This window comes from Corynebacterium efficiens YS-314, from assembly GCF_000011305.1.
Lineage (GTDB): Bacteria > Actinomycetota > Actinomycetes > Mycobacteriales > Mycobacteriaceae > Corynebacterium > Corynebacterium efficiens.
In genome coordinates this window covers 797447-822808 of the sequence record NC_004369.1, presented here as the reverse complement: position 1 = coordinate 822808, position 25362 = coordinate 797447, and the positions used below count along the sequence as shown (strand labels likewise).

Sequence of the window (25362 nt, the reverse complement as noted above, 5' to 3'; positions counted from 1 at the left end):
CTTCTCACACCTCCACCTCCCAGGGCTGCGAGGGGGCGGCGAGCTCGAGTGGGGCATCGCGGTATCCCAGGTGGGGTTCGCGGGGGATGACAAGCCGGAACATGGACCCGACATCCAGGTTGCCGGCGGCATCCAGGGTGCCACCGTGCAGGATGGCGTCCTCGCGGGCGATCGCCAACCCCAGACCGGTCCCCCCTGAATGCCGCACACGGGATGGGTCGGCCCGCCAGAAACGGTTGAACACCAGCTCCTCCTGCCCCGACTTCAACCCGACACCGTGGTCGAGGACGGTGATGGCAACAGCCTCATCATTCGCCCTGAGGGTGACCTCCACCGGACGGCCCCGGGCGTGGTCGATGGCATTGGCCAGGAGATTGCGCACGATGCGTTCGATACGCCGGGAATCCCCCTCGATCATGACCTGTTCCCCGGGCATGTCGACCTTGAGTTCCACGCCGAGATCCTCCGCGAGCACGGTGACCTGCTGCAGAGCGGAGGTCACCGCGCTGCGCACATCATGACGGGTGGTGGACAGGTCCGCCATGCCGGCATCATGGCGGGAGATCTCCAGCAGATCATTGAGCAGGGATTCGAAGCGGTCGAGTTCACGCACCATCAGTTCACTGGCGCGACGGGCCACCGAAGAGAGTTCCTCCTGGTTGTCGGCGATGAGATCCGCGGCCATGCGCACAGTGGTCAGCGGGGTGCGCAGCTCATGCGAGACATCCGAGGTGAACTGACGCTGGAGGTTTCCGTACTCCTCCAGCTGTTTGATCTGGGCGGACAGGGATTCCGCCATGGCGTTGAAGCTCATGGCCAGACGCGCCATCTCATCCTCGCCGTCAACGACCATGCGTTCACGCAGTTTGCCCTGCGCAAACCGCTCGGCGATGCGGCTGGCGGACCGGACGGGGGCGGTGACCTGCTGGGTGGCCAACCAGGCGATGCCGACGAGCAACACCACAACGACCACCAGTGCGGCGGAGAGCAGGCCCCGCATCAGGGCGAGGGAGGCCTCATCGTTTTCCATGGAGAACACCAGGTAGACCTGGAGCCCCGGGATGTCACTCTCCGTGGGGGTGCCGATGATCAATGCGTTGTACGCAGCCCCATCCCCCTGATCGATGGAGCTGAACTGGTAGGAGACCTGATTCTCCGACACGTAGTATCTGAGCCGGTCGGGGATCCGGTAGCCCTCCGGTGAGACGATCACATCGGCGCCGTCCACCAGGATCACGGGTTCATAGGCAGCGGTGACATCGCCACCGCTGCCTGAGCTGCCGAGGCTGGCCAGGGCGGCGCGGGCCGAGTTGAGCCGCAACTGCACCGAACTGGAGGCGCTGGATGCGGCGATCTGCTCCTCCACGACGATGCGGGCACGGTCGATCTCGGAATTGGCGATGTCGATCTTCTGGTCGACCAGGCGCTGGGTGAAGACGGTGAGCATCCCGAGCCCTAGCAGGATCATCACCACCGCGGAGGCGGTGAAGATCGAACCGACGACACGGACCTGCAGGGAGGTGCGCCACTTGTCGACGACGCGGTGACGAAGTCGTCTGAGCCACGTGAGGATGGGAAACCGCCCCTTCTATCTGTGGTGTGCGTTAGTCAACATTACCGGTTTTGTATCCGACACCACGAACCGTGAGAACGATCTGCGGGTTCTCCGGATCCTTCTCGATCTTGGCGCGCAGCCGCTGCACGTGGACATTGACCAGACGCGTATCGGATGCGTGCCGGTAGCCCCATACCTTACCGAGGAGTTCCTCCCGGGTGAATACTTGCTGTGGTTTGCGGGCCAGTTCCAGGAGCAGATCGAACTCGAGCGGGGTGAGGGAGATCTCCTCATCGCCACGCTTGACGGTGTGCCCGGGCACGTCGATGGTCAGGTCCCCGACCTCGAGGGTCTCGGCGGGCTCATCATCGGTGCGACGCAGGCGCGCACGGATGCGGGCGACAAGCTCCTTCGCCTTGAAGGGTTTGTTCACATAGTCATCCGCACCGGATTCCAGCCCCAACACCACATCAACCGTGTCGGTCTTGGCGGTAAGCATGATGATGGGGACGGCGGAATCCTGACGGATGGCCCTGCAGATGTCGATGCCGTTCATGCCGGGAAGCATCAGATCGAGGAGGATGAGATCGGGTTGTTCCCGCTCGGCGGTCTCAACGGCAAGCGCGCCGTCGGTGACTGCGACGGTATCGAACCCCTCGGCGCTCAACACGATGGTGAGCATCTCAGAGATCGCGGGATCATCATCAACGACGAGAATTTTCTGCGGCATGACACACCTTCCAGCTAGACGGATTAACTCATGTTACCTAGAAAGCTGACGATCCTGGCGGCAACGTGGCCGGGATCCTCATCGGGGGCAGCCACAAGCCACGGGGACTGCCACCCCTGCGCCGCCAGTCGACGGTACTGCGCCGCGGTGCGCTCCTGGAGCCCGGAGTCCGTCTCGTAGCGGTCCCGGGTGCGGGCCCCGTCCGATGCTTCTCGACGCCTCGCCCGCTCCTGCGCCAGGTCCGTGGGGGTGTCCAGCAGGACCTGGAGGGCGGGACGGGGCAACCCGAGTCGGCCGAACTCCAGCTCAGCCACCCAGGTGGCCGCGGCGTCGTCACGCAATCGGGCTGCGGTGTAGGCGGCGTTCGACGCGACGTACCGGTCGAGCAACAGCAGACCCGGCGCGGTGAGCTCGTCGAGCGCATCATGCCGGTCGAGGGCGAACAGGGTCGCCATGGCGTGGGCGCTGTCGGTGAGGTCCCCCATCCGCCCGTGGAGAGCCTCGGCGGCCAGCTGGGCGTGGATGGAGGTGTCGTAGCGGGGGAAGGAGATGACGCGGGCGTCGATACGCTCGGTCAACGCCCGGACCAGCGTGTTCTTCCCCGCGCCGTCGATCCCTTCAATACTGATGATCATCAGTAGCGGTAGTGCTCCGGCTTGAACGGACCGGCGACATCCACACCGATGTACTCGGCCTGTTCCTTGGTCAGCTCGGTGAGCTTGCCACCGAGGGCCTCCACGTGGATGCGGGCGACCTTCTCATCGAGGATCTTGGGCAGACGGTAGACCTGGTTCTCGTACTGGCCCTCGTTCTGGAACAGTTCGATCTGCGCGATCGTCTGGTCGGCGAAGGAGGTGGACATGACGAAGCTGGGGTGGCCGGTGGCGTTGCCCAGGTTGAGCAGACGTCCCTCGGACAGCACGATGATGGACTTGCCGTTGGGGAAGGTGAACTCATCCACCTGCGGCTTGATGGTGGTGCGGATGACATCATCGCGGTGCAGCAGGGAATGCATGTCGATCTCATTGTCGAAGTGACCAATGTTGCCCAGCAGCGCGTGATCCTTCATCTTGAGCATCTGCTCATAGGAGATGATGTCCTTGTTGCCGGTGGCCGTGATGACGATGTCGGCGTCGGCGATGGCCTCGTCGACGGTGACCACGGAGTATCCATCCATCAGTGCCTGCAGCGCATTGATGGGATCCGCCTCGGTGACCCGGACACGTGCACCCTGGCCGTCGAAGGCCTCGGCGCAGCCCTTGCCCACATCACCGTAGCCACAGACCAGCACGTTCTTACCACCCATGAGCATGTCCGTGGCACGGTTGATGCCATCGATCAGGGAGTGGCGGGTACCGTACTTGTTGTCGAACTTGGACTTGGTCACCGCATCATTGACATTCATGGCGGGGAAGGGCAGCACGCCCTCCTCGGCGAAGTGGTACAGACGGTGGACACCGGTGGTGGTCTCCTCGGTGACACCCTTGATGGAGTCCGCGAGGCGGGTCCACTTGTCCGGCTCCTCGGCCAGGACCTCGCGGAGCATGCCCAGGAAGGCGATGTACTCATCGGAGTCATTGGCCTCCGGCTGCGGTACGACGCCCGCCTTCTCATACTCACGTCCACGGATAACGGCCATGGTGGCGTCACCTCCGTCATCGAGGATCATGTTCGGCAGTTCACCCTCCCAGCTGAAGATCTGGTTGATGCACCACCAGTACTCATCCAGGGTCTCACCCTTCCAGGCGAACACCGGAACACCCTGGGGGTCCTCCGGGGTGCCGTCACCGACGACGATGGCGGCAGCGGCCTCGTCCTGGGTGGAGAAGATGTTGCAGGAAGCCCAGCGGACCTCGGCACCGAGAGCGGTCAGGGTCTCGATCAGGACCGCGGTCTGCACCGTCATGTGAATGGACCCCGCGATGCGGGCACCCTTCAATGGCTGCTCCTCTGCATACTCCCTGCGCAGCTGCATCAGACCCGGCATCTCGTATTCCGCGAGACGGATCTGGTGGCGACCGGCTTCAGCGAGGGACAGATCCGCGACCTTGAAGTCCGTGACCTTTGCCATATTCTGGCACTCTCCTTATAAGAATTGTGAAAAAGAATCGGTAAAACCATTGTCCACTCTACTCAACGCAGGCGGAACTCCCGGTGCGCCCCGGGAACAGCGGTAATGATCGGTCAGGCGATCAGTTAATTGAGCGCTTCCAGGTAGGCCTCGAGGTCGTACTCCACATCAGCCTCCTCCAGAACCCGGGCTGCAGCCGCACGCAGGGTCTCCGAGCCCTCCCCCATGAGCTGGCGGATGAACGGGTAGTTCTCCACCACCTCGCCAGCGGAATACGGAGCCCCCGCGAGGATGGCCGCGATGGTGGCGGCAGCCTGGCCGTTGAGATGCTCCTCCTCGGTGGCGTTGTCCTGGTTGATCACCAGGAGACAGGCATCCTCGAGGGCTTCGAGGATGTCGTCGTTATCGAGGTCGGCAATTTCATCGAGGAAGTCGATGTTGATTTCCTCGTTGAGGATGGAATCGTCCCATGCGCCCATGTCTGACAACCTTTCAGTCATTTCTGTAACTTTTATAATCTTTTTACGATTATTTCTTTCAGTGCCCTAAGCACTGCTTTTGCGGTTCGCTCCGGCGGTTTACGTCTTCCCAACTGCATTTTGTGGAAAGAACGTGATACGGTCGTTATTAACTCGTTACATTATATCCGTCCCCATTCTTGCCACCGGAGGTCCGACGATGAAAAATGAGCGGCTCATAGCTCTCACCTTCATCGTCGTTGGATGTATCGGAGCTGTTGCCCTCGGTTTCGTCGTCTGGCAGGCATCCAGTCCCAGCCGACCCACCCTCGATATTGCCATGCGCACCACCACCACGACTACCCCAACCCCCGCCCTCTACGAAGACCCAGGTGAGGAGAGCTTTTCGGGTGGTGACACCGAGCCCGCCAAGCAGAATCTCGCGGCCGTTGACACCGAGGATCCCTATCTCCCACCAAATGCCTACATCCCCTCCCACACCCGGGCGGAACTCACATCTCCCGCCATCTCCCCCTCCGCGCAGGACCAGGTGACCACCTCCGGGACGGGGGCGCCGACCCGTGCAACCACCCCTACGGTTGCACCCACAACGCGCACCCCCTCCGGCACCACAGGCACCACCGCTGCCAGCACGACCCCTCCATCCACACCGGAACAGACAACCCGCACCCCGGAACCCCCGACGCCCCCGTCACCTACCCGTGATCCGGTCGCACCGACACAGCCGTCCCCGACCCCCACGACCACCACGGAGGAGTCCGAGGAGGTCACCACACCCACGGGTCCGGCCATCACCACCCCTACGCTCATTCCACCTACCCCCACGGTCACGGAGACCCCCACGGACACTGTGACGGACACTGTGACCGCGACAGCAACATCGGAACCTCCGGTGGAATCCCCCACCCCCACCGAGTTCCAGGATGAACCGACGGTCCCGCTGAATCCTGAAACCACAGTCGGGTAGGTCAACCCGCGGGACAATGACTAAGGCCTAGTGGGCACCCCACTAGGCCTTAGTCGTTGTCAAGTATTGTCCTCCGTCATACCCGGATCAGACGGTGGCGATGAACACCTCTGCGTCATCGGCCGTCATCCCGATGAGGCCGTCGGAAGCCGGAACCCACACGGCATATCCCGCTGTCAGCTCAATCCGCTGTCCCCCGTGCTCCAGGAGCACGGGCCCGCCAGCGGATTCGGTGCACAGGATGATCATGGGTCCGTCATGCACCGCGTCATGGGACCCGGTCAATCGGACCCGGTCCAGGGTGAACTCGCTGACCGGAACCGGGTAGCGGTGGATGTTTCCCTCACTGACGCAATCCACCACGGCGTTGCCGAGGGATTTGAAGTCGAGCACCCGGACGAGTTCCGGCACATCCACATACTTCGAGGTCAGACCCCCGCGCAGCACGTTATCGGAATTGGCCATGATCTCCACACCGAGACCGTAGATGTAGGCGTGGAGGTTGCCGGCATCAAGGTAGATGCCCTCGCCCGGCTTGAGCTGGTAGAAGTTCAACAGCAGCGCACCGAGCACACCGACATCACCGGGATACCGGTCATGGAGTTCAACGATATGGGAGAGGACGAAACGGATCCACTCCTGCCCACCCTGCTCGAGGTACCGGTGGGCCGAGGCGATAATCGCATTGATGAGTTCATGCCGCTTGGTTACGGGGATGGTGATCCAGGTGGTGAACAGTGCACGCAGGCTCTCCTCCTCCGCATCCACGGCGATCATGCTGCGGTAGTGGTCCAGCTCGTGGCACTCGATGGCGTCGAAGATCTCGAGGGTGCGTGCCAGGGGACGGAAACCCGCCATGGCGATGAAATCGGAAAGCGCGACAATCAGTTCGGGCTTGTGGTTGGCATCCCGGTAGTTCCGGTTGGGCGCGGTGAATTCAATCCCGGCCTCGTTCTCACGCTGGAATCCCTCACGGGCCTGCTCGAGTGAGGGGTGTGCCTGCAGTGACAGGGGAGCGCCGGCAGCGAGGATCTTCAACAGGAACGGAAGCTGGCCGTCAAACTCACGGGCCACCCGCTCCCCCAGCATCCCCACCGGGTCGTCGGCTATGAGCTGATTGAGGGCTGTGCCGTTGATGGTGGAGGGAGCACCCGGATGCGCACCGAACCAGACTTCCGCCTCGGGGCGGCCTGATGGAGCTTCCTCGCCACGCATCTCGGGGATCAAGGTGCGTGAGCCCCACGGGTAGGCGCGCAGCGTGCCCTCCAAAAGCTCCATTTACACATCCCTTTCTTCTACGGTGTAGACAGTTGCTGACTGCCCCCTCACGATCAGTCGCAACGTCGAGGCGAGTGGCCCCCGGCCGTTGAAGTCACAGTACTGCGCCACGGCATCGGGGATTCCGGGCTCTTCTTCCGCCCAGACAACAGCCCTAAACGGTACCATCCGGGCATCCCCATCCAGGAATGGGTCGTAGAATATGTCAGCCTCCGGACCACGGAGCTGGGACAGGGATTCATAGAGTTCGGCCCCGTCGAGGACACCACAGACCAGACCGCGTTTGTTCCATAAAGCGGCCACGACATTGGCAATCGCATTGCCCCACTCGGTGCGACCGGCGTGGACGATCCGATGCCCCTCTGCGACCAGGCGCAACTTCCTGCCCTCATTGACTAGTTCGTCACGTTCCGGTGACAGGGACTCAATCTCCTCATCTATCGAATCGGCCACATGGTCGAGACGGTCGGCGATGATCCGGGGGTCCTCCTCCAGGAGATCGAGGACCGCGCTGATCGCGGCGATAGTGCGCGCCGGCGACGCGGCGGTTGCAGTGGGCAGGGTGGGAAAGACGATGGTGTCCCGGGGGGCATCTTCGACCAGGGGCCCGTCGTGGGGTCCGACCAGGATGCTCACCGCACCACGCTGGGTGGCTGTGATGAGTGCACGCAGTGCCTCCTCATCCCCTCCGTTATCGGTGATGACGATGACCAGGTCGAGCGCCCCGATATAACCGGGGAGCGCGGAGGTGACCACGTAGGGCTGACGCAGTGGTGCCCGCAGGGCCTCCACCATCCGGGTGCAGGTCTGGTTGAGCTGCCCCTGGGTGAGCACGACCACGCTCCGGGGGGTGAACCCCTCCAGGGAGACCAGAGTCCCCGAGGCGACGGCACTGCCGATCAACCGGACCTGCGCGCCCTCATAGGCAACATCATAAAAGCGGACGGTCTCCTGGTCATAGGAGGAACCGTCATAATAGGAATCCACCACAGGGAATCAATTTCCTCTCCTCGTTCATTCAAGGATAAAGACTTTGACCCTCCCATGGTGAATGCGGGGCCCGCCACCGGTCGGGAAGTTCTCCCGCTATACCTTATTAATCTGTGTCATCCTCAGGCGCGGATGATGCCGAGGATCTCCTCCACCAGAGCATCAACCTCCACCTGGGTGGGAGCTTCGACATTCAACCGCAGCAGCGGCTCGGTGTTCGACGCCCGGACATTGAACCACGCCGGGGTCCCAGCCAGTTCCACGGTCACCCCATCAAGACGATCCACACTCTCGGTACGGTCGGCAAACGCCTCCAGCACCGCATTCGTACGCTCTACCTGGGCCTGCGCATTGGCTAGCCGGGAGTTCAACTCACCGGAGGCGGCATAACGGTTATACCGGGCCATCATCTCACTCAACGGCTTATCCTGCCCACCCAGCGCCGCCAGGACATGCATCGCAGCCAGGATCCCGGAATCAGCATTGAAAAACTCCGTGAAATAATAGTGAGCGGAATGCTCACCACCGAACACCGCACCATGATTGGCCATCTCATTCTTGATGAAGGAATGCCCCACCCGGGTGCGCACCGCGGTACCACCGTTTTCGGCGATGATCTCCGGCACCGACTTCGAGGTGATCAGATTGTGGATGATCGTGGCACCGGGGCGCTCCTGCAGATAACGCTCCGCGATGATCGCACAGATCGCCGACGGGCTGACCGGATCACCGTTTTCATCGATGACGAAACAACGATCAGCATCCCCATCGAAGGCCAGGCCGATATCCGCCCCGGTCTCGACCACGAACTTCTGCAGATCCACCAGGTTCGCCGGCTCCAGGGGGTTGGCCTCGTGGTTGGGGAAGGACCCATCGAGCTCGAAGTACAGGGGCTTGATCTCCAGCGGCAGACCACGGAACACCTCCGGCACGGTGAAACCACCCATACCGTTGGCGGCATCGACCGCGACCGTCAGTGGGCGGATACCCCGCAGATCAACCAGGTCATTGAGGTACTCGGCATATGCGCCCAGCAGGTCGCGTTCGGTGATCTCACCGGGAGCACCATCGAAGGCCGGTATACCCTCGACCAGGTCGTCGATGATGGTGGCCAGGCCGGTTTCCTGCCCGACCGGGCGTGCGCCCCGACGGCAGAGTTTGATGCCGTTGTACTCGGCCGGGTTGTGGGAGGCGGTGAACATCGCACCGGCACAGTTGAGGGTGCCGGAGGCGAAGTAGAGCTCATCGGTGGAGGCCAGGCCGATATGGATGACATCCAGGCCCTGGGAAGTGACCCCGTCGGCAAACGCCTGAGCAAGTTCCGGGGAGCTTTCGCGCATGTCATGGCCAATCGCGACGGTGGTCTCCCCCTCATCCCTGACCAGGCGGGCGAACGCGGCGCCTGTCTCGCGGATGAATTCGGCGTCCAGATCAACGCCGATGACGCCTCGAACGTCATACGCCTTGATGACAGCCGTTACAGATTCACGGGTACGCATACAACCTCACCAGATAGAAAGAGCAATAGGTTCCGGTAATACTACTCCACGCGGCACACACCACCGACACCGCTTGACGACGCCCCACCGGGGTCCCGCCCCACCGCCCCAACGGGGTGGCACCGCGTGCAGATGGTCAAAGGCGCCCACCCCTGGCGGGGTGGGCGCCAGGCACATCGTCCCGGGCGGCGGACGCTCAGGACTTCTCCGGGTCCTGCCAGTCCTCGGGATCGGGAACAACGTAGAGATGACCACGTCGGTGCGCCCGGTATTCAGCACGCCTGGCGGAACGGTTGACCGGGTGGTTCTCCCCCACCTCCTCCTCGGAGCTGACCAGGCCACTGGCGTTGCGGCCGGCTTCACGGACGGCTTCCGCCAGGGCCGTGAGATCCTCATCATCCTCCGGGAAGATGTCATTGACGCGCAGCATCTCCCAGCCGAGTGGCGCGGTGATGCGCTCGGCGTGGTGCTCACACAGATCCCAACTGTGGGGCTCCGCTGCCGGGGCGAGCGGGCCCACCACGGCGGTGGACTCCGAATACGCGTAGGTGAGGGTGGCCACGGCGGGCTTGCCGCAACCGGGGCGGGAACATCGACGGAACTGACTCACGCTGACAAAGTCTAGACCCTTGGTTGAGGTTTGAATAGTCATGCCCCTCCCCCGCGCGTCGTTCCCCTCGGCGCGCCGACCCCTTTGTGCTGCTCACCGGGTTTAGAATCAACGCTTATGCATTCGAGAACTTTCCGCGACAGGCACGGCCGGGGATTGCGGGGTCCACTCCTGCCGACCGCGGTGCCGCGCCATGCGTCTCGTCGTAAAGCATTCGACCGTGCCGTGCTCGAGGCGTACGGCCCGCTCTACGCCGCGTACCGCAAGGAGCTGGCCAATCTCGATGTCGCCGTGGACACCGTGCCGCGCATGCGGCTGAGCGCGGACATGACCATCCTGCCCGATGAGATCACCGCGGACGGACCGGTCCCACTGGGTCGGGTCATTCCCCCCGCGATTGATCCGCAGGGCAATCCGACGCGTGCCCGGATCGTCATCTTCCGCATGCCGATCGAACAACGGGTAACCAACAAGGCCGAACGTCACGAGCTCCTGACCCACGTCCTGACCTCGCTGGTGGCGAACTACCTCAATGTCGAACCCCACGATATCGACCCGGGCTTCCAATACTGACACCCCGGCACGATGCACCGGGGTGTCCTGGGACCTGGGTCAGGCTAGATGAACAGTGCCCACAGCCCCGGCTCCACCTTGGTCAGGGGGATCATGGAGCGGGTGTCGAACAGTCCGGTCAGGGGCTGCAGACACAGCTCCACCTTCGCGGAGTCGATCTTGTCGAAGTCCACGCCACCATCAGCCCGCATGAGGGCGATATAGCTCACCCCGGCCGGGATGCCCTGTTCGTCGAGTTCCAGTGGTGCAAGTTCCGTCTCTCCGATGCCGTAGTTCGCGGTGATGCTCTCCGTGGTCTCACCACCGCACAGGATCGCGGCTGCCGGGTACTCCTCACCATAGATGTCAGCGAGGGCCACGGCGGTGACATTCAGACCCAGCCCCTCAACGCCGGCGACGCTGAGCTCCAGGGCTCCCGCCTGGGGTACCGTGGAATTGTCAGAGGACCTGGTCAGCGAGGCCGAGACCGTGAGACCCGCGATCACAATCAACCAGATGACGATGATTGCGGCAACGAGGCCCTTGGCTTTTGATGAGAGGGTCACGAGGGAGCCCACCTTTCTACGGGTTCTTCAGTGGCAGGGCCAGGGTTGCCCTGACTGCCTTTTGCACTGTGTCGTATAAGACGTTATATAGGACCGGACCAGACAATCTTAGGACATCTCCCCCGGTTGTGACCCACCGATGGTCCCCCAGCAGTCCAGTTGCGGCTGGTTTGACCGCTGAATCGTCCCAGACAGCAAAAACCGACCCCGGTCAGCAGTTCAGCGTGGCTGGGGTCGGAGGGAAAGATACTAACCGATCTGGCGTTTGAGACGACGGCGCTCACGTTCGGAGAGACCACCCCAGATACCGAAGCGCTCATCATGCGCGAGGGCGAATTCGAGGCACTCATCCTGAACCGGACATGCCTGGCAGATCCGCTTGGCCTCGCGGGTGGAGCCACCCTTTTCCGGGAAGAACGCCTCCGGGTCCGTCTGCGCGCACAGCGCCTGATCCTGCCATTCCTGTTCCACGGTGCCAAACAGCTCATCCAGAGTCAGTTCCAGTGCGGAACGAGCCTGGGACTTTGCAATGTGCAATGCGGGCTGCCCTGCCGAATCCTCCACGCCCTCGCCCCCTCTCATCTCACGAACTGGTCATGTTGATCATCATGGTGATCGTCACGTTGATCCCGGTAGCCCATCTCACATCTTCCGAGGGGACAGCCGGGATCTCTTACACCACCTGATTACACACGGGCGCATGTTAAACCGTCAACTGATATTGGAAAAAACCATGAAACTTACATCCATGTGTTTCACACTCGTCACATCAGTCACAATAGTCACAGGAGCGGTGGGGCGGGGGTAACTATCAGGGGTACCACATATGGTGGCATCCGTGAGGATTGACACCAATCCAGCACTACATCGGCGTGTTGCCCGCATGCGGGACAAAAGACGGTTTGGCGATCCCGACACCCACGGTCCCACCCAGGTGATGTCAAGAGAGACGAGAACACCACCGCCCGGCATCCGTCGTCACACTACTGATCCGAGGAGAATCGGATACCACCATCGGGAATGACGACACCCGGGAACACACGCATGCCCGAACTGAGCTCACACCGGGCACCGATCTGCGCCCCCTCACCGATCACACACCCCGAGATATGGGCGTTGGCACCGATGCGGACACCGGAGGAGATGATGGAATTCTCGATGAAGGCCCCCGGCTCGATGGTGACACCGTCGAAGACAACCGTGCCGTCCAGGCGGCAGCCCGCACCGATCTCCGTGCCCCGCCCCACGACCGTGCCACCCAGGAGGATCACCCCGTCACGCACACCGGCGGAAGGATCAACCAACTCCTCCCCCGTCTGCCCCTCCAGGAGGGGGGAGAATGCGATACCCCGGACCAGGTCACTGGATCCACGGACGAAATCCTGCGGGGTGCCCATGTCACGCCAGTAGGAGGTGTCCACGTGCCCGTAGACACGCCTGCCCTCCTGCAGGAGCTGGGGGAACGTCTCCCGTTCCACCGACACCACACGGTCGGCCGGGATGGAGGCGATGAGCTCCCGCTGGAAGACATAACAACCCGCGTTGATCTGATCGGTCGGCGGGTCCTCGGTCTTCTCCAGGAATTCCAGGACCCGGCCATCGGCATCGGTGGGGACACACCCGAAGGCACGGGGGTTGGCAACGCGCACCAGGTGCATCGTCAGGTCGGCCTCCTTCTCGCGGTGGGTGGCCAGAATGTCACCGAGGTCCGCACCGGAGAGCACATCGCCGTTGAATACCACGGCGGTGTCATGACGGAGCTTGTCATAGACATTGCGGATACCGCCACCGGTCCCCAGGGGCTGATCCTCCACGACGTACTCGATCTCAAGTCCCAGATCCGAGCCGTCCCCGAAGTAATCCTCGAACACCTCCGCCTTGAAGGATGTTCCCAGCACCACGTGGGTGATACCGGCGGCTTTGATCCTCGCCAGCAGATGCTTGAGGAACGGGTGCCCGGCCGTGGGGAGCATCGGCTTCGGGGTGTTGTTCGTCAGGGGGCGGAGTCGGGTTCCCTTACCACCGACGAGGATGACGGCATCCACATCAACAGACGCACCTGCGGATGCATCCAGGGAGCCGTTTTTCTCAGAACTAGACATAGAATCCTTGTTTCACTCTCTGCATTGAATGTGATCGAACCGTGGGCCCCGGGGCCGGGACGTGACGTGACGTGACGTGAATATGGTTGGAATATTCCCCAGGGGGACACAGAAACGATGACTATTACATGAAGTCTTGATGAATACCGGCCAAACAACCGGCGGATGAAGTGGCCTGTGTGCCAATTACCCTAGTTGCGCAGCTTGGCCGCCATGATGGCAGCCACCGCCCGGGCGGCCAGACCGAGCCGCAGAACGAGCCGGATCGGAGCCTGCCAGCGATGCGGAAGGCGGTCAGCCTGGAAGCGGTAGGCACTCTCATGATGCGCCGGCAGGAGGATCTCCGGGTGCTGTGAGGCCACATGCCCCTGTGCGTGGGTGATCTCAGCGGAGGGACAGAACACATTGTCATACCCGGCGCGTGCGAGGCGGTCACCGAGGTCCACGTCCTCCATGTACATGAAGTAGCGCTCGTCGAACCCACCGATGTGATCGAATGCGTCCCACCGCAGCAGCAGACAGGATCCGGACAGCCATCCGGCGGTGCGTTCGTCCTCCATGTTCCCGGCGTCGCGGTAGTGCGCGGACCAGGGGTTGGATTTCCAGATGGAGCTGAACAGGGCATGTCCGATGCCGTTGCTCAGGGTCGGAACGGCACGGGCACTGGGGTAGATGGAGCCGTCCGGTTCACGGATCAGCGGGCCGATGCTGCCCGCCCGGTCGTGCCTCCGGGCGCAGTCGATCATCTCGTCGATGGACCCTTCGCCGAAGATGACATCGGGGTTGGACACGATGAAGAACTCATCATCGATCTCCCCGGCCTCACGCCGCGCCCGCAGGGCCCGTGCCGCAACATTGACCCCGGTGCCATAACCGAGGTTGCCGCCGGTGGGCAGGAATTCCACATTCGCGCGGTCCGCGGCGGCCTTCTCCGGGACACCATCGACTGATCCGTTATCCGCCATGATGACCACGGCATCCCGGGATGTCGCCGCCGGGAGCGAGTCCAGGAATGACGCCAGGTGTTCCCCGGGTGAGTACGTCACCGTGATCACGGCGATGGGTGGGTTGGGATTGTTCACAGCCACCAGAGCTTAGCCGGTGGGCCCCCGGTTGCAGCCCCGCCACTCCCGCAAGCCCCGGGTTAAAAATGCGGAGTTGCGCTCCGGGTGTCCTAGAATCCCTAGACAGAGTCTCAATCCCCCGGGGGTTCCAAGTCCCCGGGGTCCTAGCCCAGGGGCAGCCTGATCATCGGGGATCACCGTCCGCCGTGGATCACCCAGGTGCCCGCACACCATCCATCTGTGAAGGGTTCACATCGCAGTGACCGAAAAGTACCGTCCAGTCAGGGATATCCAGGCGGCTCCTGTCGCCGTGCAGAGCACGAAACAGGCCGGGCCCGTCGTTGTCCGCAGTGTTGTGGCGTTCCTCTCCGTCCTGGTGCTGCTCATCTCCGGGCTGGGGTATTTCGCGGTGGGAAGCATCGGTGATGTGGCCAATGCCGGCAATCTCACGCTCGGTGGTGGCGCGGGCGTCCGGGACGGCCAGTCCTTGGACGGTGCCACCGATATCCTCCTGGTCGGTTCCGATTCCCGTTCCGATGCCCAGGGCAACACCCTCTCGGACGAGGAGTTGGCCATGTTGCGTGCCGGGGATGAGGAAAATGACAACACCGACACCATCATGGTCATTCGCGTGCCCAATGACGGGTCCTCCGCGTCCGCTGTCTCCATCCCACGCGACACCTACATCCATGATGATGAGTACGGCAACATGAAGATCAACGGTGTGTACGGCGCGTACAAGGATGCCCGCCACACCGAACTGGTGGAACAGGGTTTCACCAATGAGTCGGAATTGGAATCCCGGTCCAAGGAGGCCGGACGTGAGGGGTTGATCGATGCCGTCTCCAACCTCACGGGTATCACCGTCGACCACTACGCGGAGATCGGCCTGCTGGGTTTCGTGCTGCTCACCGATGCCGTCGGCGGTGTTGAGGTCTGTCTGAATGAGCCGGTCAACGAGCCGCTGTCAGGCGCGGATTTCGATGCCGGACGCCAGACGCTCGGCGGTTCCGATGCCCTGTCCTTTGTCCGCCAGCGCCACGGACTCCCCCGCGGGGATCTCGACCGCATCGTGCGCCAACAGGCCTTCATGGCCTCACTGGTCAACCAGATCCTCTCGTCCGGCACATTGACCAACCCGGGGAAGCTCTCCGCTCTGGCTGATGCGGTGATGCGCTCGGTGATCATCGATGAGGGTTGGGACGTCATGGGGTTTGCCACCCAGCTGCAGAACCTCGCCGGGGGCAATGTCACCTTCACCACCATCCCGGTGACCTCCATCGACGGTGTCGGTGATTATGGCGAGTCCGTGGTCACCGTCGACCTGGACCAGGTACATGCCTTCTTCGAGGATGCCCTGGGCGGGGACGAACCGGAAGAGACCACCTCCGACGGGGACGCATCCGGGGAGGCCACCGGGGAGGCCACAGCCAATGCGGACACCATGGTCCATGTGCTCAACGCCTCCGGGGAGGCGGGACTTGCAGGTGGGGTTGCCGGTCATCTCGAGGGACTCGGCTACACCATCGAGGAGATCGGCAACGCCATCGACGGTCTCTACTACGAGTCCCAGGTGCTGGCCGCAGACCCGACCGATCCGCAGGCGGAGGCCATCGCGGCGGAGCTGGGTGGGTTGCCGATCGTGGCAAACGCCTCCCTGGATGCGGACACCATCATCGTCATCTCCCACATTGACTACGCCGGCCCTACCGCGGAGACCGTCTCCGAACCCACCTCCACCCCCGTGGGCCAGCCCGGGGGTGATGCCTCCGGCGAGCCGATCCTCAGCCCGGAGATCGATGCCGGCGGGGACGGCCCGCGCTGCGTCAACTAGTCCGACGGTGTGCCGGGAGCTTATCGACGCCTGATTCACCCCGGCTGCACAACACCGGGTGTTTTCCCTACCCTTGAGGGTATGGAACTGCTCTCCCACCTTCTCGCCTCCGATCCTGCATCCCCCCGTCTGACGGTCTACAACGAAAACACCGGGGCACGGCTCGATTTCTCCGCCATCACCCTGGACAACTGGGCATCGAAGGTGGGCAATATGCTCCTGGAGGAACTCGACCTCGATGAGGATTCGACCGTCGCGGTCGATCTGCCCGTGAGCTGGCAGGCGGCGGTGATCACCCTCGGCGCCTACGCCGCCGATGTCCGGGTGACGTTCGGGGGCGGGGATGCAGATGTGGTCTTCACCTCCCGCGACCGGTTCGCGGCTAACCAGGGCACCGGGGATATCGTGCTGGTCAGTGAGGATCCCTTCGGCCGTGGCGTGGTGGAGAGCGGCGGTGAGCTCCCCCGGGGTGCCATCGATTTCGGACCCACCGTCCGGTTCTACGGTGACCAGTTCTTCCAACCCACCCGCACCCTGCCGGAGATTGTCGGGGACACCGAGGTGCCGCCGGGGACCCGCCTGCTGAGCACCGGGTGGACCGACCTGGACAGTTTCACCGCCCATGTTCTGGCCCCACTGGCGATGGGGGGTTCCGCGGTGGTGGTTGCCGGGATGGTGGATACCCAGCGTCTGGATCAGATCGCGACCGCGGAGAAGGTCACCGCACGGGTCTGAGAATGTGGCCGGCCCACAGGTACACAACTGGGTGTGACACTGCTAACTTCATAGGTTATGGCCACTGTTTCCTTTGACAAAGTCTCCATCCGGTACCCCGGTGCGGAGCGCCCCACCGTCCATGAGCTCGACCTCGAGATAGCCGACGGTGAATTCCTCGTACTCGTCGGCCCGTCGGGGTGTGGAAAATCAACCACGCTGCGAGCGCTCGCCGGGCTCGAGGAGGTCGAATCCGGTGTGATCCGCATCGACGGGCAGGATGTCACCAGTCAGGAACCTGCGGAGCGTGACATCGCGATGGTGTTCCAGAACTACGCCCTCTACCCCCACATGTCCGTGGCGCGGAATATGGGTTTCGCCCTCAAACTGGCCAAACTGCCCCAGGCGGAGATCGACGCCAAGGTCCGGGAGGCCGCCGAGATCCTCGGCCTCACCGACTACCTGGACCGCAAACCGAAGGACCTCTCCGGTGGTCAGCGCCAGCGTGTGGCCATGGGCCGGGCCCTGGTGCGCAACCCGAAGGTCTTCCTCATGGATGAGCCCCTGTCCAACCTCGATGCCAAACTGCGTGTGCAGACGCGCGCGGAAGTTGCCGCACTGCAGCGTCGCCTGGGTACCACCACCGTCTATGTCACCCATGATCAGGTGGAGGCCATGACGATGGGCGACCGCGTCGCGGTGCTCAAGGACGGACTGCTCCAGCAGGTGGCCCCACCCCGGGAGCTCTACGACACCCCGGTCAATGCGTTCGTCGCCGGTTTCATCGGCTCCCCATCGATGAATCTCTTCCCCTACGACGGTGTGACCCTGGGTGTGCGTCCGGAATCCATGCTGGTGGTCACCGGCGAGGCCCCGGCCGGTTACACCGTGGTGGACGGGACGGTGGACATCGTCGAGGAGCTCGGTTCCGAGTCCTATGTTTACGCCACCTGCGACGGCAACCGCCTGGTGGCGCGCTGGGAGGACGCCGTGGTGCCCGCGCCGGGTGACCGGGTGCGGTTCGCCTTCGACCCGGCGGGTTCACACCGTTTCGACCCGACCAGCGGTTACCGGCTCAGCTGAGGGTGACCACGGTGGGGGTCGCGGCGTCGTCAAGCACTGCCCCCGGCACGGGGGTGATTTGAGGTAAACCGGTGCGGGAAAGTGGCGAAAGTCATTAGATTGAAGTCACCTGTTGCAGAGAAAGGTGACCCACCATGTCCAAGTTTTCCCGCAAGACCGGCGTATCGCTGGCCGCAACCAGCCTGATCGCCGCCATCGCCCTGGCCGGTTGTGGCAATGACACCGCCGACGATGCCGGCACGACCGACACCAGCACCAATGACACCGAAGCCACCACCGCCGCCTCGGGTGAGGAGGGCCGCGGCCCGATTACCTTCGCCATGGGCAAGAACGACACCGACAAGATCATTCCCGTGATCGAGAAGTGGAACGAGGAGAACCCCGACCAGGAGGTGACCCTCAACGAACTCGCCGGTGAGGCCGACGCCCAGCGCGAGACCCTCGTGCAGTCCCTCCAGGCCGGCAACTCCGATTATGACGTCATGGCCCTCGATGTCATCTGGACCGCCGACTTCGCCGCCAACCAGTGGCTCGCGCCGCTTGAGGGGGAACTCGAGGTCGACACCTCCGGGCTGCTTGAGGCCACCGTGGAATCCGCCACATACATGGACACCCTCTACGCACTGCCGCAGAACACCAACGGCCAGCTGCTCTACCGCAACACCGAGATCATCCCCGAGGCCCCGGAGAACTGGGCTGACCTCGTCGAATCCTGCACCCTGGCGGAGGAGGCCGAGGTTGACTGCCTGACCACCCAGCTCAAGCAGTACGAGGGCCTGACCGTCAACACCATCGGCTTCATGGAGGGCTGGGGCGGTTCCGTCCTGGACGATGACGGCACCACCGTGGTCGTCGACTCCGACGAGTCGAAGGAGGGCCTGCAGGCGCTTGTCGACGCCTACGAGGACGGCACCATCTCGTCCGCGTCCACCGCAGCCACCGAGGAGGAGACCAACCTGGCCTTCACCGCCGGTGAGACCGCCTACGCCATCAACTGGCCGTACATGTACACCAACGCCGAGGACTCCGAGGCCACCGCCGGCAAGTTCGAGGTCCAGCCACTCGTGGGCAAGGACGGCGTGGGTGTGTCCACCCTCGGTGGCTACAACAACGCCATCAACATCAACTCGGAGAACAAGGCAACCGCCCGCGACTTCATCGAGTTCATCATCAACGAGGAGAACCAGACCTGGTTCGCCGACAACTCCTTCCCACCGGTGCTCGCCTCCATCTACGACGATGAGGAACTGATCGAGCAGTACCCATACCTGCCCGCGCTGAAGGAATCCCTGGAGAACGCGGCACCGCGTCCGGTCTCCCCGTTCTACACCGCCATCTCCAAGGCCATCCAGGACAACGCCTACGCAGCCATCAACGGCAACGTCGACGTCGACCAGGCCACCGCTGACATGAAGGCAGCAATCGAGAACGCCTCCTAGAGCGACAGGGACACCCCCACCCCATGACACTCCGGTCACCCACCAGGTGACCGGGGTTTTGTCATAGTCTGGGCGGGAACAGGTGTTGTCACCCAACTGCTTTCCCAGTGTCGGATCACGTGTCTGCTCAAGTGTCGGATCCAACGTCCCTGAGGAGGACCCCATGTCACACCAGCGCTCCCCCGAGACACCCGAGATGCTGTCCTACACCATCTCCGGATTCATCTCCCGGTGCCCCGTCCAGGTCTATGAGGCCATCGTCGATCACCGTCAACTCTCCCGACATTTCGCCACCGGCGGGGCACAGGGCAGGATGAGCGCCGGCGCGACGGTGACCTGGGACTTCGACGATGGGTCCGGCCCCTGCACCGTCGAGGTCCTCCAGGCGGCGCATTCCCGGTGTCTGATCCTGGAGTGGTCCAGCCCCGATGCGGGTGAACCCGCCGGGAGCACCACGGTGGAGTTCGCCTTCGAACCCGCCAATGACTTCACCCGCACCAAACTGACCATCACGGAATCAGGGTGGCCTCCCACCACCGCCGGCACCAGGAAAGCGCTGCGCGAATGCCACCGGTGGACCACCATGCTCACCGGTCTGAAGGCCTGGTTGGAACACGGGGTGGTCCTCGGCAGGGATCTACATCGCTAGGGAGCCTTGTTAACCGGAGGTAGAGGGTGGAACGGAGGTGGGGTTACTGTTCCCTCACTGACACCAGGGTTCTATGATCCAAGTAACACTTTTCCTGATTTCTCTTCTTTTCCCATCCATCCCCTCTACCCCAAGGAGCACTGGTGACATGGCCAAGATGAAACAGGCGCGATCAGCCGCATGGTTGATCGCGCCAGCCATGATTGTCCTGACGGTGGTGATCGGCTACCCCATCGTCCGTGCCGTCTGGTTGTCCTTCCAGGCGGACAAGGGTCTCGATCCCACCACCGGGTTGTTCACCGACGGTGGTTTCGCCGGTTTCGACAATTACCTGTACTGGCTCACCCAACGCTGCATGTCCCCCGACGGCACCGTGGGTACCTGTCCGCCCGGTACCCTGGCCACCGACTTCTGGCCGGCCCTGCGCATCACCCTGTTCTTCACCGTGGTCACCGTCACCCTGGAGACCATCCTGGGTATGGTCATGGCCCTGATCATGAGCAAGGAGTTCCGCGGCCGGGCCCTCGTCCGCGCCGCGGTCCTGATCCCGTGGGCGATCCCGACGGCGGTCACCGCGAAGCTGTGGCAGTTCCTGTTCGCCCCACGGGGCATCATCAATGAACTCTTCGGACTCAATATCAGCTGGACCACCGATCCGTGGGCGGCACGCGCCGCGGTCATCCTCGCCGATGTCTGGAAGACCACCCCGTTCATGGCGCTGCTCATCCTCGCCGGGCTGCAGATGATCCCCAAGGGCACCTATGAGGCCGCCCGTGTGGACGGGGCCAGCGCCTGGCAGCAGTTCACCAGGATCACCCTCCCCCTGGTCAAACCGGCCCTGATGGTCGCGGTGCTGTTCCGCACCCTGGATGCCCTGCGCATGTACGACCTGCCGGTGATCATGATCTCCGCCTCCTCGAACTCCCCCACCGCCGTGATCTCCCAGCTGGTGGTCGAGGACATGCGTCAGAACAACTTCAACTCGGCCTCCGCGCTGTCGACGTTGATCTTCCTGCTCATCTTCTTCGTGGCCTTCGTCATGATCCGGTTCCTCGGGGCGGATGTTTCCGGGCAGCGCGGAACGGAGAAGAACAGGCGGCGGTGGCGCAGGCCCGGCCGGAAGGGCGCGGCTGTTGCCGGGGCAGGCGTCGGCATCACCGGTGCCGCGGTGGCAAGTGAGGTGGCATCATCATGAAACGCAAGACCAAGAACCTAATCCTCAACTACGCAGGCGTGGTGTTCATCCTGTTCTGGGGGCTGGCGCCGTTCTACTGGATGGTGGTCACTGCACTGCGGGATTCCCGCCACACCTTCGACACCACCCCCTGGCCCACGCACGTGACCCTGCAGAACTTCCGGGATGCGCTGGCCACCGACAAGGGCAACAACTTCCTGGCGGCGATCGGCAACTCGCTGATCGTCAGTCTCACCACCACCGCCCTCGCGGTGATCGTGGGCGTGTTCACCGCCTATGCGCTGGCACGCCTGGACTTCCCCGGTAAGGGGATCATCACCGGCATCATCCTGGCGGCCTCGATGTTCCCGGGTATCGCCCTGGTGACCCCGCTGTTCCAGCTGTTCGGCAACATCGGCTGGATCGGCACCTACCAGGCGCTGATCATCCCGAACATCTCCTTCGCCCTGCCGCTGACCATCTACACCCTGGTGTCCTTCTTCCGCCAGCTGCCGTGGGAGCTCGAGGAGGCCGCCCGTGTGGACGGCGCGACCCGGGGGCAGGCCTTCCGCAAGATCCTGTTACCCCTGGCCGCCCCGGCGCTGTTCACCACCGCGATCCTGGCGTTCATCGCCTCGTGGAATGAGTTCATGCTGGCCCGTCAGCTGTCCACCACCGCCACCGAACCGGTCACCGTGGCCATCGCCCGCTTCTCCGGGCCGAGTTCCTTCGAGTACCCGTATGCCTCGGTGATGGCAGCCGGTGCCCTGGTCACCGTCCCACTGATCATCATGGTGCTCATCTTCCAGCGACGCATCGTCTCCGGCCTGACCGCGGGTGGTGTGAAGGCCTAGACTGTCGGTCATGAGCACGAACGAACCCAGGGACCAGTCCGAACACAAACGCCGAGCCCTCCAGCTCGATGCATTCATCGGGTTCCTGGGGTTCTTCGCCTTCCTGTCGGTGATCCAGGCCGTGATCAATGTGCTCCAGCCCGAACCGAAGGTCTGGCCGGCACTGCTGGCCCTGCTGCTGGTGCTGGCGACGGTGAGCCTGTGGCGGGCCCGGCGCGACCGATCTCCCCGGACGGGGGCTTAAGCACCCATGGCCATCGTCTACAACGCCGCCACCACGGTCAACGGCTTTCTCGCAGATGACCGTGATTCCCTGCAGTGGCTCTTCGACGTCCCCGGATCCGCCGAGACGGAAGCGGATATCACCACATTCCTCGATAGCGTCGGCGCTGTAGTCATGGGCTCCACCACCTATGAATGGTTGCTGGACGCCCTCGACTCCCCCACCCGGTTGAACGAGAGTTATGGTGACCGCCCGATCTGGGTGTTCTCCTCCAGGACACTGCCGACCCACCCGGACACCCACGTCCGCGTGGTCAACTCACCGGTGTCCGGGGTGCTACCCCGGATCCGGGAGACCCCGGGGGATATCTGGGTGATGGGTGGCGGTGATCTGGCGGGTCAGTTCCTGGACACCGGAGCCCTGGACCGGATCATCCTCACCATCGCGCCGGTGTTTCTGCCGTCCGGCAGGCCGACGCTGCCCAGACGCCTGGAAAGTGACCGTCTCACACTGGTGGGTACCCGCCCCCTGGGTCAGTTCGTTGAGGTGACCTACGACGTGACGGGTGGCTAACCCACGATCTTCCGCCACAGCACACGCAGGGCGGAATGCGGCAGGGCCAGGCATTCACGGAGGAACATCTGGGTACGCACGCTCAGGGGTGTGGGGGCGGTGACCACGGTGATGGGGATGCCCAGGTGCCAGGCCCACAGGTAGGTGCGCCAGGCGTGGAAGTCACTGGTGACCACGGTCCACCGCCGGGTGTCCGGCAGGAGTGCGTGGGCGTTTTCCAGGTTTTCATTGGTGCTGGTGGCGTGGGGTTCCTCGATGATGGTCTCCACCCCGAGGTCGCGCAGGTAGTCGGCCATCGCGGCGGCCTCACCCCGTCCACTGACCACCACCGCAACCGCCCCGGACGCGCCCGCCAGCTCGGCAGCGCGATCCAGCCGGGAGGCCAGGAGCGCATTGACGTGCCCGTTGACCACCCTGGAGCCGAGCACGAGAATCGGGTTCACGGTGTCGGGGGTGATCTATTCGCCCATGAGGCGCTGTTTGAGCGCCTCGTCCTTGGCCTCCACCTGGGCTGCCATGTCAGCCTGGTAGTCGGCCATCTTCTGCACCAGTGCGGGGTCACCCGCACCGAGGATCCGCACGGCGAGCAGGCCGGCGTTCTTGGCACCACCGATGGAGACGGTCGCCACGGGCACACCGGCGGGCATCTGCACGATGGACAGCAGGGAGTCCATGCCGTCGAGGTCCTTCAGTGCCCGCGGGATGCCGATGACGGGCAGCGGGGTGGCGGCAGCGACCATGCCGGGCAGGTGGGCGGCCCCGCCGGCGCAGGCGATGATGACCTTGAGGCCACGCTCGTGGGCTGACTTGGCGTAGGCCAGCATGCGTTCCGGGGTGCGGTGGGCGGAGAGCACGCCGACCTCGAAGGGGATGCCGAATTCGGCGAGGGCCTCGGCGGCCGGGGCGACGGTGTCCCAGTCCGAATCAGATCCCATGATGAGCCCGACGAGTGGTGTCATTGTGTTCTTCCTCCAGTTACGCCATGAAAGGTTTGTCACGGGAAAGTCTAACCGGCCCGCCGGGCCCACCGGCAACCGTGCCACCCGTGGCACGCCCGACCCCGTGGGTGGGGGTGGGCGTCGACAAGCGTGGTTCTACGCCCAGGTGGCGTTGACCAGGTAGTTGGCCGCGGCGCGGGCCTCGGCGCGCACGGTCGCCAGATCCTCACCGACCATGTTGACGTGTCCGATCTTGCGGCCCGGGCGGAACCCCTTGCCGTAGAGGTGGATCTTGGCATTCGGGTACCGCTTCCACACCTCGGCCATGCGGCGCGCCATCGGCTCGGCCGGATCCACGTCGGCGGCCAGGACATTGGCCATGACGGTGTAGGTGGCGAGCGTGTCGGTGGAGCCGAGCGGGTAATCGAGCACGGCGCGCAGGTGCTGCTCGAACTGGCTGGTCACACACCCGTCCTGGGTCCAGTGGCCGGTGTTGTGCGGGCGCATGGCCAGCTCATTGACAAAGATCTCCGGCTGGCCGTTGGCATCGCGGGTCTCGAACAGCTCGACGGCGAGGACACCGGTGACACCCAGTTCGGTGGCGATGCGCTCGGCCAGCCCGCGGGTGGAGTCCTGCAGCTGCGGCGACAGCTCCGGCGCGGGGGCCACGGCCTCGGCGCACACCCCACCGCGCTGCACCGATTCCACAACCGGCCACGCGGCCGTCTCCCCGGACGGGGTGCGCGCGACCATCGCGGACAGCTCCCGGGCCAGCGTGACCTTCTTCTCCGCCATCAGTGCGGTGCCGGCGTCCAGGAGCTTGACGACGAGTTCCTCCAACTCATCCCGCCCCTCCGGGAACCACACGCCGTGGCCGTCATAACCACCGCGACGGGCCTTGAGGCACACCTGCCCGTCCACGGCCTCGGAGAAGGCGAGTGCATCCTCGAGGCTGTCGATCGCGGCGAACGGTGGCACCGGTGCGCCCAGCTCACGCAGGCGTTTACGCATGACCAGCTTGTCCTGGGCGTTGACCAGGGCATCGGGGCCCGGCTGGACATTGACACCCTCGGAGATCAGCTGGCGCAGGTGCTCGGTGGGCACATGCTCGTGGTCGAAGGTCATGACATCGGCGACCTTGAGTGCACGACGCAGATCATCGATGTTGGTGTAGTCACCGATGACCACGTCGGCGGCGACCTGGGCAGCGGAGGCATCCGCCGCACCGGCGAGCAGGCGGACCGACTGGCCGAGTTCGATGGCCTCGGTGTGCATCATGCGGGCAAGCTGACCGTCGCCGATCACAGCCACGACGGGCATGCCCGGTGCGTGTGCCGCCGGGTTGCCGTCACCGTTGTCTGGACTGGTGTTCGTCTCGTTTAAAGTCACAGTGCCTAACTATAGCCAGCCGGGCACCA

The 25362-nt window shown here is 63.6% G+C and carries 27 protein-coding genes; 11 read left to right on the top strand and 16 right to left on the bottom strand.

Annotation, left to right across the window (positions count from 1 at the left end; genetic code table 11):
- Positions 1-4: 4 nt before the first annotated feature.
- From mtrB to CE_RS03940, 5 genes are all read right to left on the bottom strand, one after another.
- A complete protein-coding gene (mtrB, locus tag CE_RS03960; protein ID WP_006769548.1) occupies positions 5-1468 on the bottom strand; it encodes an MtrAB system histidine kinase MtrB in 1464 nt (487 codons plus the stop codon).
- Positions 1469-1604: 136 nt separating this feature from the next.
- Positions 1605-2285: an MtrAB system response regulator MtrA gene (gene mtrA, locus CE_RS03955; RefSeq protein ID WP_006769549.1), complete on the bottom strand. Its 681-nt coding sequence runs from the start codon at positions 2283-2285 to the stop codon at positions 1605-1607.
- A gap of 23 nt (positions 2286-2308) precedes the next feature.
- The gene (locus tag CE_RS03950; protein WP_006769550.1) at positions 2309-2920 is read right to left on the bottom strand and encodes a dTMP kinase; all 612 of its coding nucleotides are present in this window, start codon (positions 2918-2920) and stop codon (positions 2309-2311) included.
- Positions 2920-4356 (bottom strand): adenosylhomocysteinase, encoded by a 1437-nt coding sequence (gene ahcY / locus CE_RS03945; RefSeq protein ID WP_006769551.1) that lies wholly within the window; start codon positions 4354-4356, stop codon positions 2920-2922. Before ahcY ends, CE_RS03950 begins: the two co-directional genes overlap by 1 nt.
- A 125-nt stretch (positions 4357-4481) precedes the next feature.
- Positions 4482-4835 carry a DUF4259 domain-containing protein gene (locus tag CE_RS03940; RefSeq protein WP_035109641.1) on the bottom strand — a complete coding sequence of 118 codons (354 nt, stop codon included), beginning with the start codon at positions 4833-4835 and terminating at the stop codon, positions 4482-4484.
- A gap of 199 nt (positions 4836-5034) precedes the next feature.
- Here CE_RS03940 and CE_RS03935 point away from each other — a divergent pair, with 199 nt between their 5' ends.
- Complete coding sequence (locus CE_RS03935) at positions 5035-5802, top strand: hypothetical protein (protein WP_006769553.1); 768 nt, start codon at positions 5035-5037, stop codon at positions 5800-5802.
- Positions 5803-5889: 87 nt separating this feature from the next.
- On the opposite strand, the gene manA is transcribed toward CE_RS03935, so the two are convergent.
- The 4 genes from manA to CE_RS03915 all read right to left on the bottom strand — a co-directional run bounded on the left by manA (position 5890) and on the right by CE_RS03915 (position 10179).
- Positions 5890-7080, bottom strand: coding sequence for a mannose-6-phosphate isomerase, class I (manA, locus tag CE_RS03930; protein WP_006769554.1), 1191 nt, complete (start codon positions 7078-7080; stop codon positions 5890-5892).
- A complete protein-coding gene (locus tag CE_RS03925; protein ID WP_006769555.1) occupies positions 7081-8070 on the bottom strand; it encodes a hypothetical protein in 990 nt (329 codons plus the stop codon).
- A gap of 122 nt (positions 8071-8192) precedes the next feature.
- Positions 8193-9569 carry a phosphomannomutase/phosphoglucomutase gene (locus CE_RS03920; protein ID WP_006769556.1) on the bottom strand — a complete coding sequence of 459 codons (1377 nt, stop codon included), beginning with the start codon at positions 9567-9569 and terminating at the stop codon, positions 8193-8195.
- Positions 9570-9765: 196 nt separating this feature from the next.
- Positions 9766-10179: a DUF3499 domain-containing protein gene (locus tag CE_RS03915; RefSeq protein WP_035109649.1), complete on the bottom strand. Its 414-nt coding sequence runs from the start codon at positions 10177-10179 to the stop codon at positions 9766-9768.
- 117 nt (positions 10180-10296) lie between these two features.
- Between CE_RS03915 and CE_RS03910 the strand changes: the two genes are divergently transcribed.
- Positions 10297-10752, top strand: coding sequence for a metallopeptidase family protein (locus CE_RS03910; protein ID WP_035109652.1), 456 nt, complete (start codon positions 10297-10299; stop codon positions 10750-10752).
- 44 nt (positions 10753-10796) lie between these two features.
- On the opposite strand, the gene CE_RS03905 is transcribed toward CE_RS03910, so the two are convergent.
- The 4 genes from CE_RS03905 to CE_RS03890 all read right to left on the bottom strand — a co-directional run bounded on the left by CE_RS03905 (position 10797) and on the right by CE_RS03890 (position 14454).
- Positions 10797-11297 (bottom strand): hypothetical protein, encoded by a 501-nt coding sequence (locus CE_RS03905; RefSeq protein WP_231295146.1) that lies wholly within the window; start codon positions 11295-11297, stop codon positions 10797-10799.
- A gap of 249 nt (positions 11298-11546) precedes the next feature.
- The gene (locus CE_RS03900; RefSeq protein ID WP_049783605.1) at positions 11547-11861 is read right to left on the bottom strand and encodes a WhiB family transcriptional regulator; all 315 of its coding nucleotides are present in this window, start codon (positions 11859-11861) and stop codon (positions 11547-11549) included.
- A 419-nt stretch (positions 11862-12280) separates the two neighbouring features.
- Positions 12281-13399, bottom strand: a complete 1119-nt coding sequence (locus CE_RS03895) for a sugar phosphate nucleotidyltransferase (protein WP_006769561.1) — start codon at positions 13397-13399, stop codon at positions 12281-12283.
- Between the two features lie 191 nt (positions 13400-13590).
- Positions 13591-14454 carry a glycosyltransferase family 2 protein gene (locus CE_RS03890; RefSeq protein ID WP_006769562.1) on the bottom strand — a complete coding sequence of 288 codons (864 nt, stop codon included), beginning with the start codon at positions 14452-14454 and terminating at the stop codon, positions 13591-13593.
- A 268-nt stretch (positions 14455-14722) separates the two neighbouring features.
- On the opposite strand from CE_RS03890, the gene lcpA reads away from it, so the two are divergent.
- The 9 genes from lcpA to CE_RS03845 all read left to right on the top strand — a co-directional run bounded on the left by lcpA (position 14723) and on the right by CE_RS03845 (position 23006).
- Positions 14723-16297, top strand: coding sequence for a cell wall biosynthesis protein LcpA (gene lcpA, locus CE_RS03885; protein WP_006769563.1), 1575 nt, complete (start codon positions 14723-14725; stop codon positions 16295-16297).
- A gap of 81 nt (positions 16298-16378) precedes the next feature.
- Positions 16379-17032 (top strand): TIGR03089 family protein, encoded by a 654-nt coding sequence (locus tag CE_RS03880; RefSeq protein WP_006769564.1) that lies wholly within the window; start codon positions 16379-16381, stop codon positions 17030-17032.
- 57 nt (positions 17033-17089) lie between these two features.
- A complete protein-coding gene (locus CE_RS03875) occupies positions 17090-18094 on the top strand; it encodes an ABC transporter ATP-binding protein (protein WP_006769565.1) in 1005 nt (334 codons plus the stop codon).
- A gap of 134 nt (positions 18095-18228) precedes the next feature.
- Complete coding sequence (locus tag CE_RS03870; RefSeq protein ID WP_006769566.1) at positions 18229-19533, top strand: ABC transporter substrate-binding protein; 1305 nt, start codon at positions 18229-18231, stop codon at positions 19531-19533.
- Between the two features lie 163 nt (positions 19534-19696).
- Complete coding sequence (locus CE_RS03865) at positions 19697-20182, top strand: SRPBCC family protein (RefSeq protein ID WP_006769567.1); 486 nt, start codon at positions 19697-19699, stop codon at positions 20180-20182.
- Positions 20183-20330: 148 nt separating this feature from the next.
- Entirely contained in the window at positions 20331-21377 is a 1047-nt protein-coding gene (locus CE_RS03860) for a carbohydrate ABC transporter permease (RefSeq protein WP_006769568.1), read from the top strand.
- Positions 21374-22210: a carbohydrate ABC transporter permease gene (locus CE_RS03855; protein ID WP_006769569.1), complete on the top strand. Its 837-nt coding sequence runs from the start codon at positions 21374-21376 to the stop codon at positions 22208-22210. Before CE_RS03860 ends, CE_RS03855 begins: the two co-directional genes overlap by 4 nt.
- A gap of 10 nt (positions 22211-22220) precedes the next feature.
- Positions 22221-22454, top strand: a complete 234-nt coding sequence (locus tag CE_RS03850) for a hypothetical protein (RefSeq protein ID WP_006769570.1) — start codon at positions 22221-22223, stop codon at positions 22452-22454.
- Between the two features lie 6 nt (positions 22455-22460).
- Positions 22461-23006: a dihydrofolate reductase family protein gene (locus tag CE_RS03845; RefSeq protein ID WP_006769571.1), complete on the top strand. Its 546-nt coding sequence runs from the start codon at positions 22461-22463 to the stop codon at positions 23004-23006.
- On the opposite strand, the gene CE_RS03840 is transcribed toward CE_RS03845, so the two are convergent.
- From CE_RS03840 to CE_RS03830, 3 genes are all read right to left on the bottom strand, one after another.
- On the bottom strand, positions 23003-23449 hold the full coding sequence (locus CE_RS03840) for a YdcF family protein (protein WP_006769572.1): 447 nt from the start codon (positions 23447-23449) through the stop codon (positions 23003-23005). The genes CE_RS03845 and CE_RS03840 overlap by 4 nt on opposite strands.
- Before the next feature lie 15 nt (positions 23450-23464).
- Positions 23465-23965, bottom strand: a complete 501-nt coding sequence (gene purE, locus CE_RS03835; protein ID WP_006769573.1) for a 5-(carboxyamino)imidazole ribonucleotide mutase — start codon at positions 23963-23965, stop codon at positions 23465-23467.
- Between the two features lie 135 nt (positions 23966-24100).
- Positions 24101-25264, bottom strand: coding sequence for a 5-(carboxyamino)imidazole ribonucleotide synthase (locus tag CE_RS03830; protein ID WP_041628370.1), 1164 nt, complete (start codon positions 25262-25264; stop codon positions 24101-24103).
- Between the last annotated feature and the right edge of the window lie 98 nt (positions 25265-25362).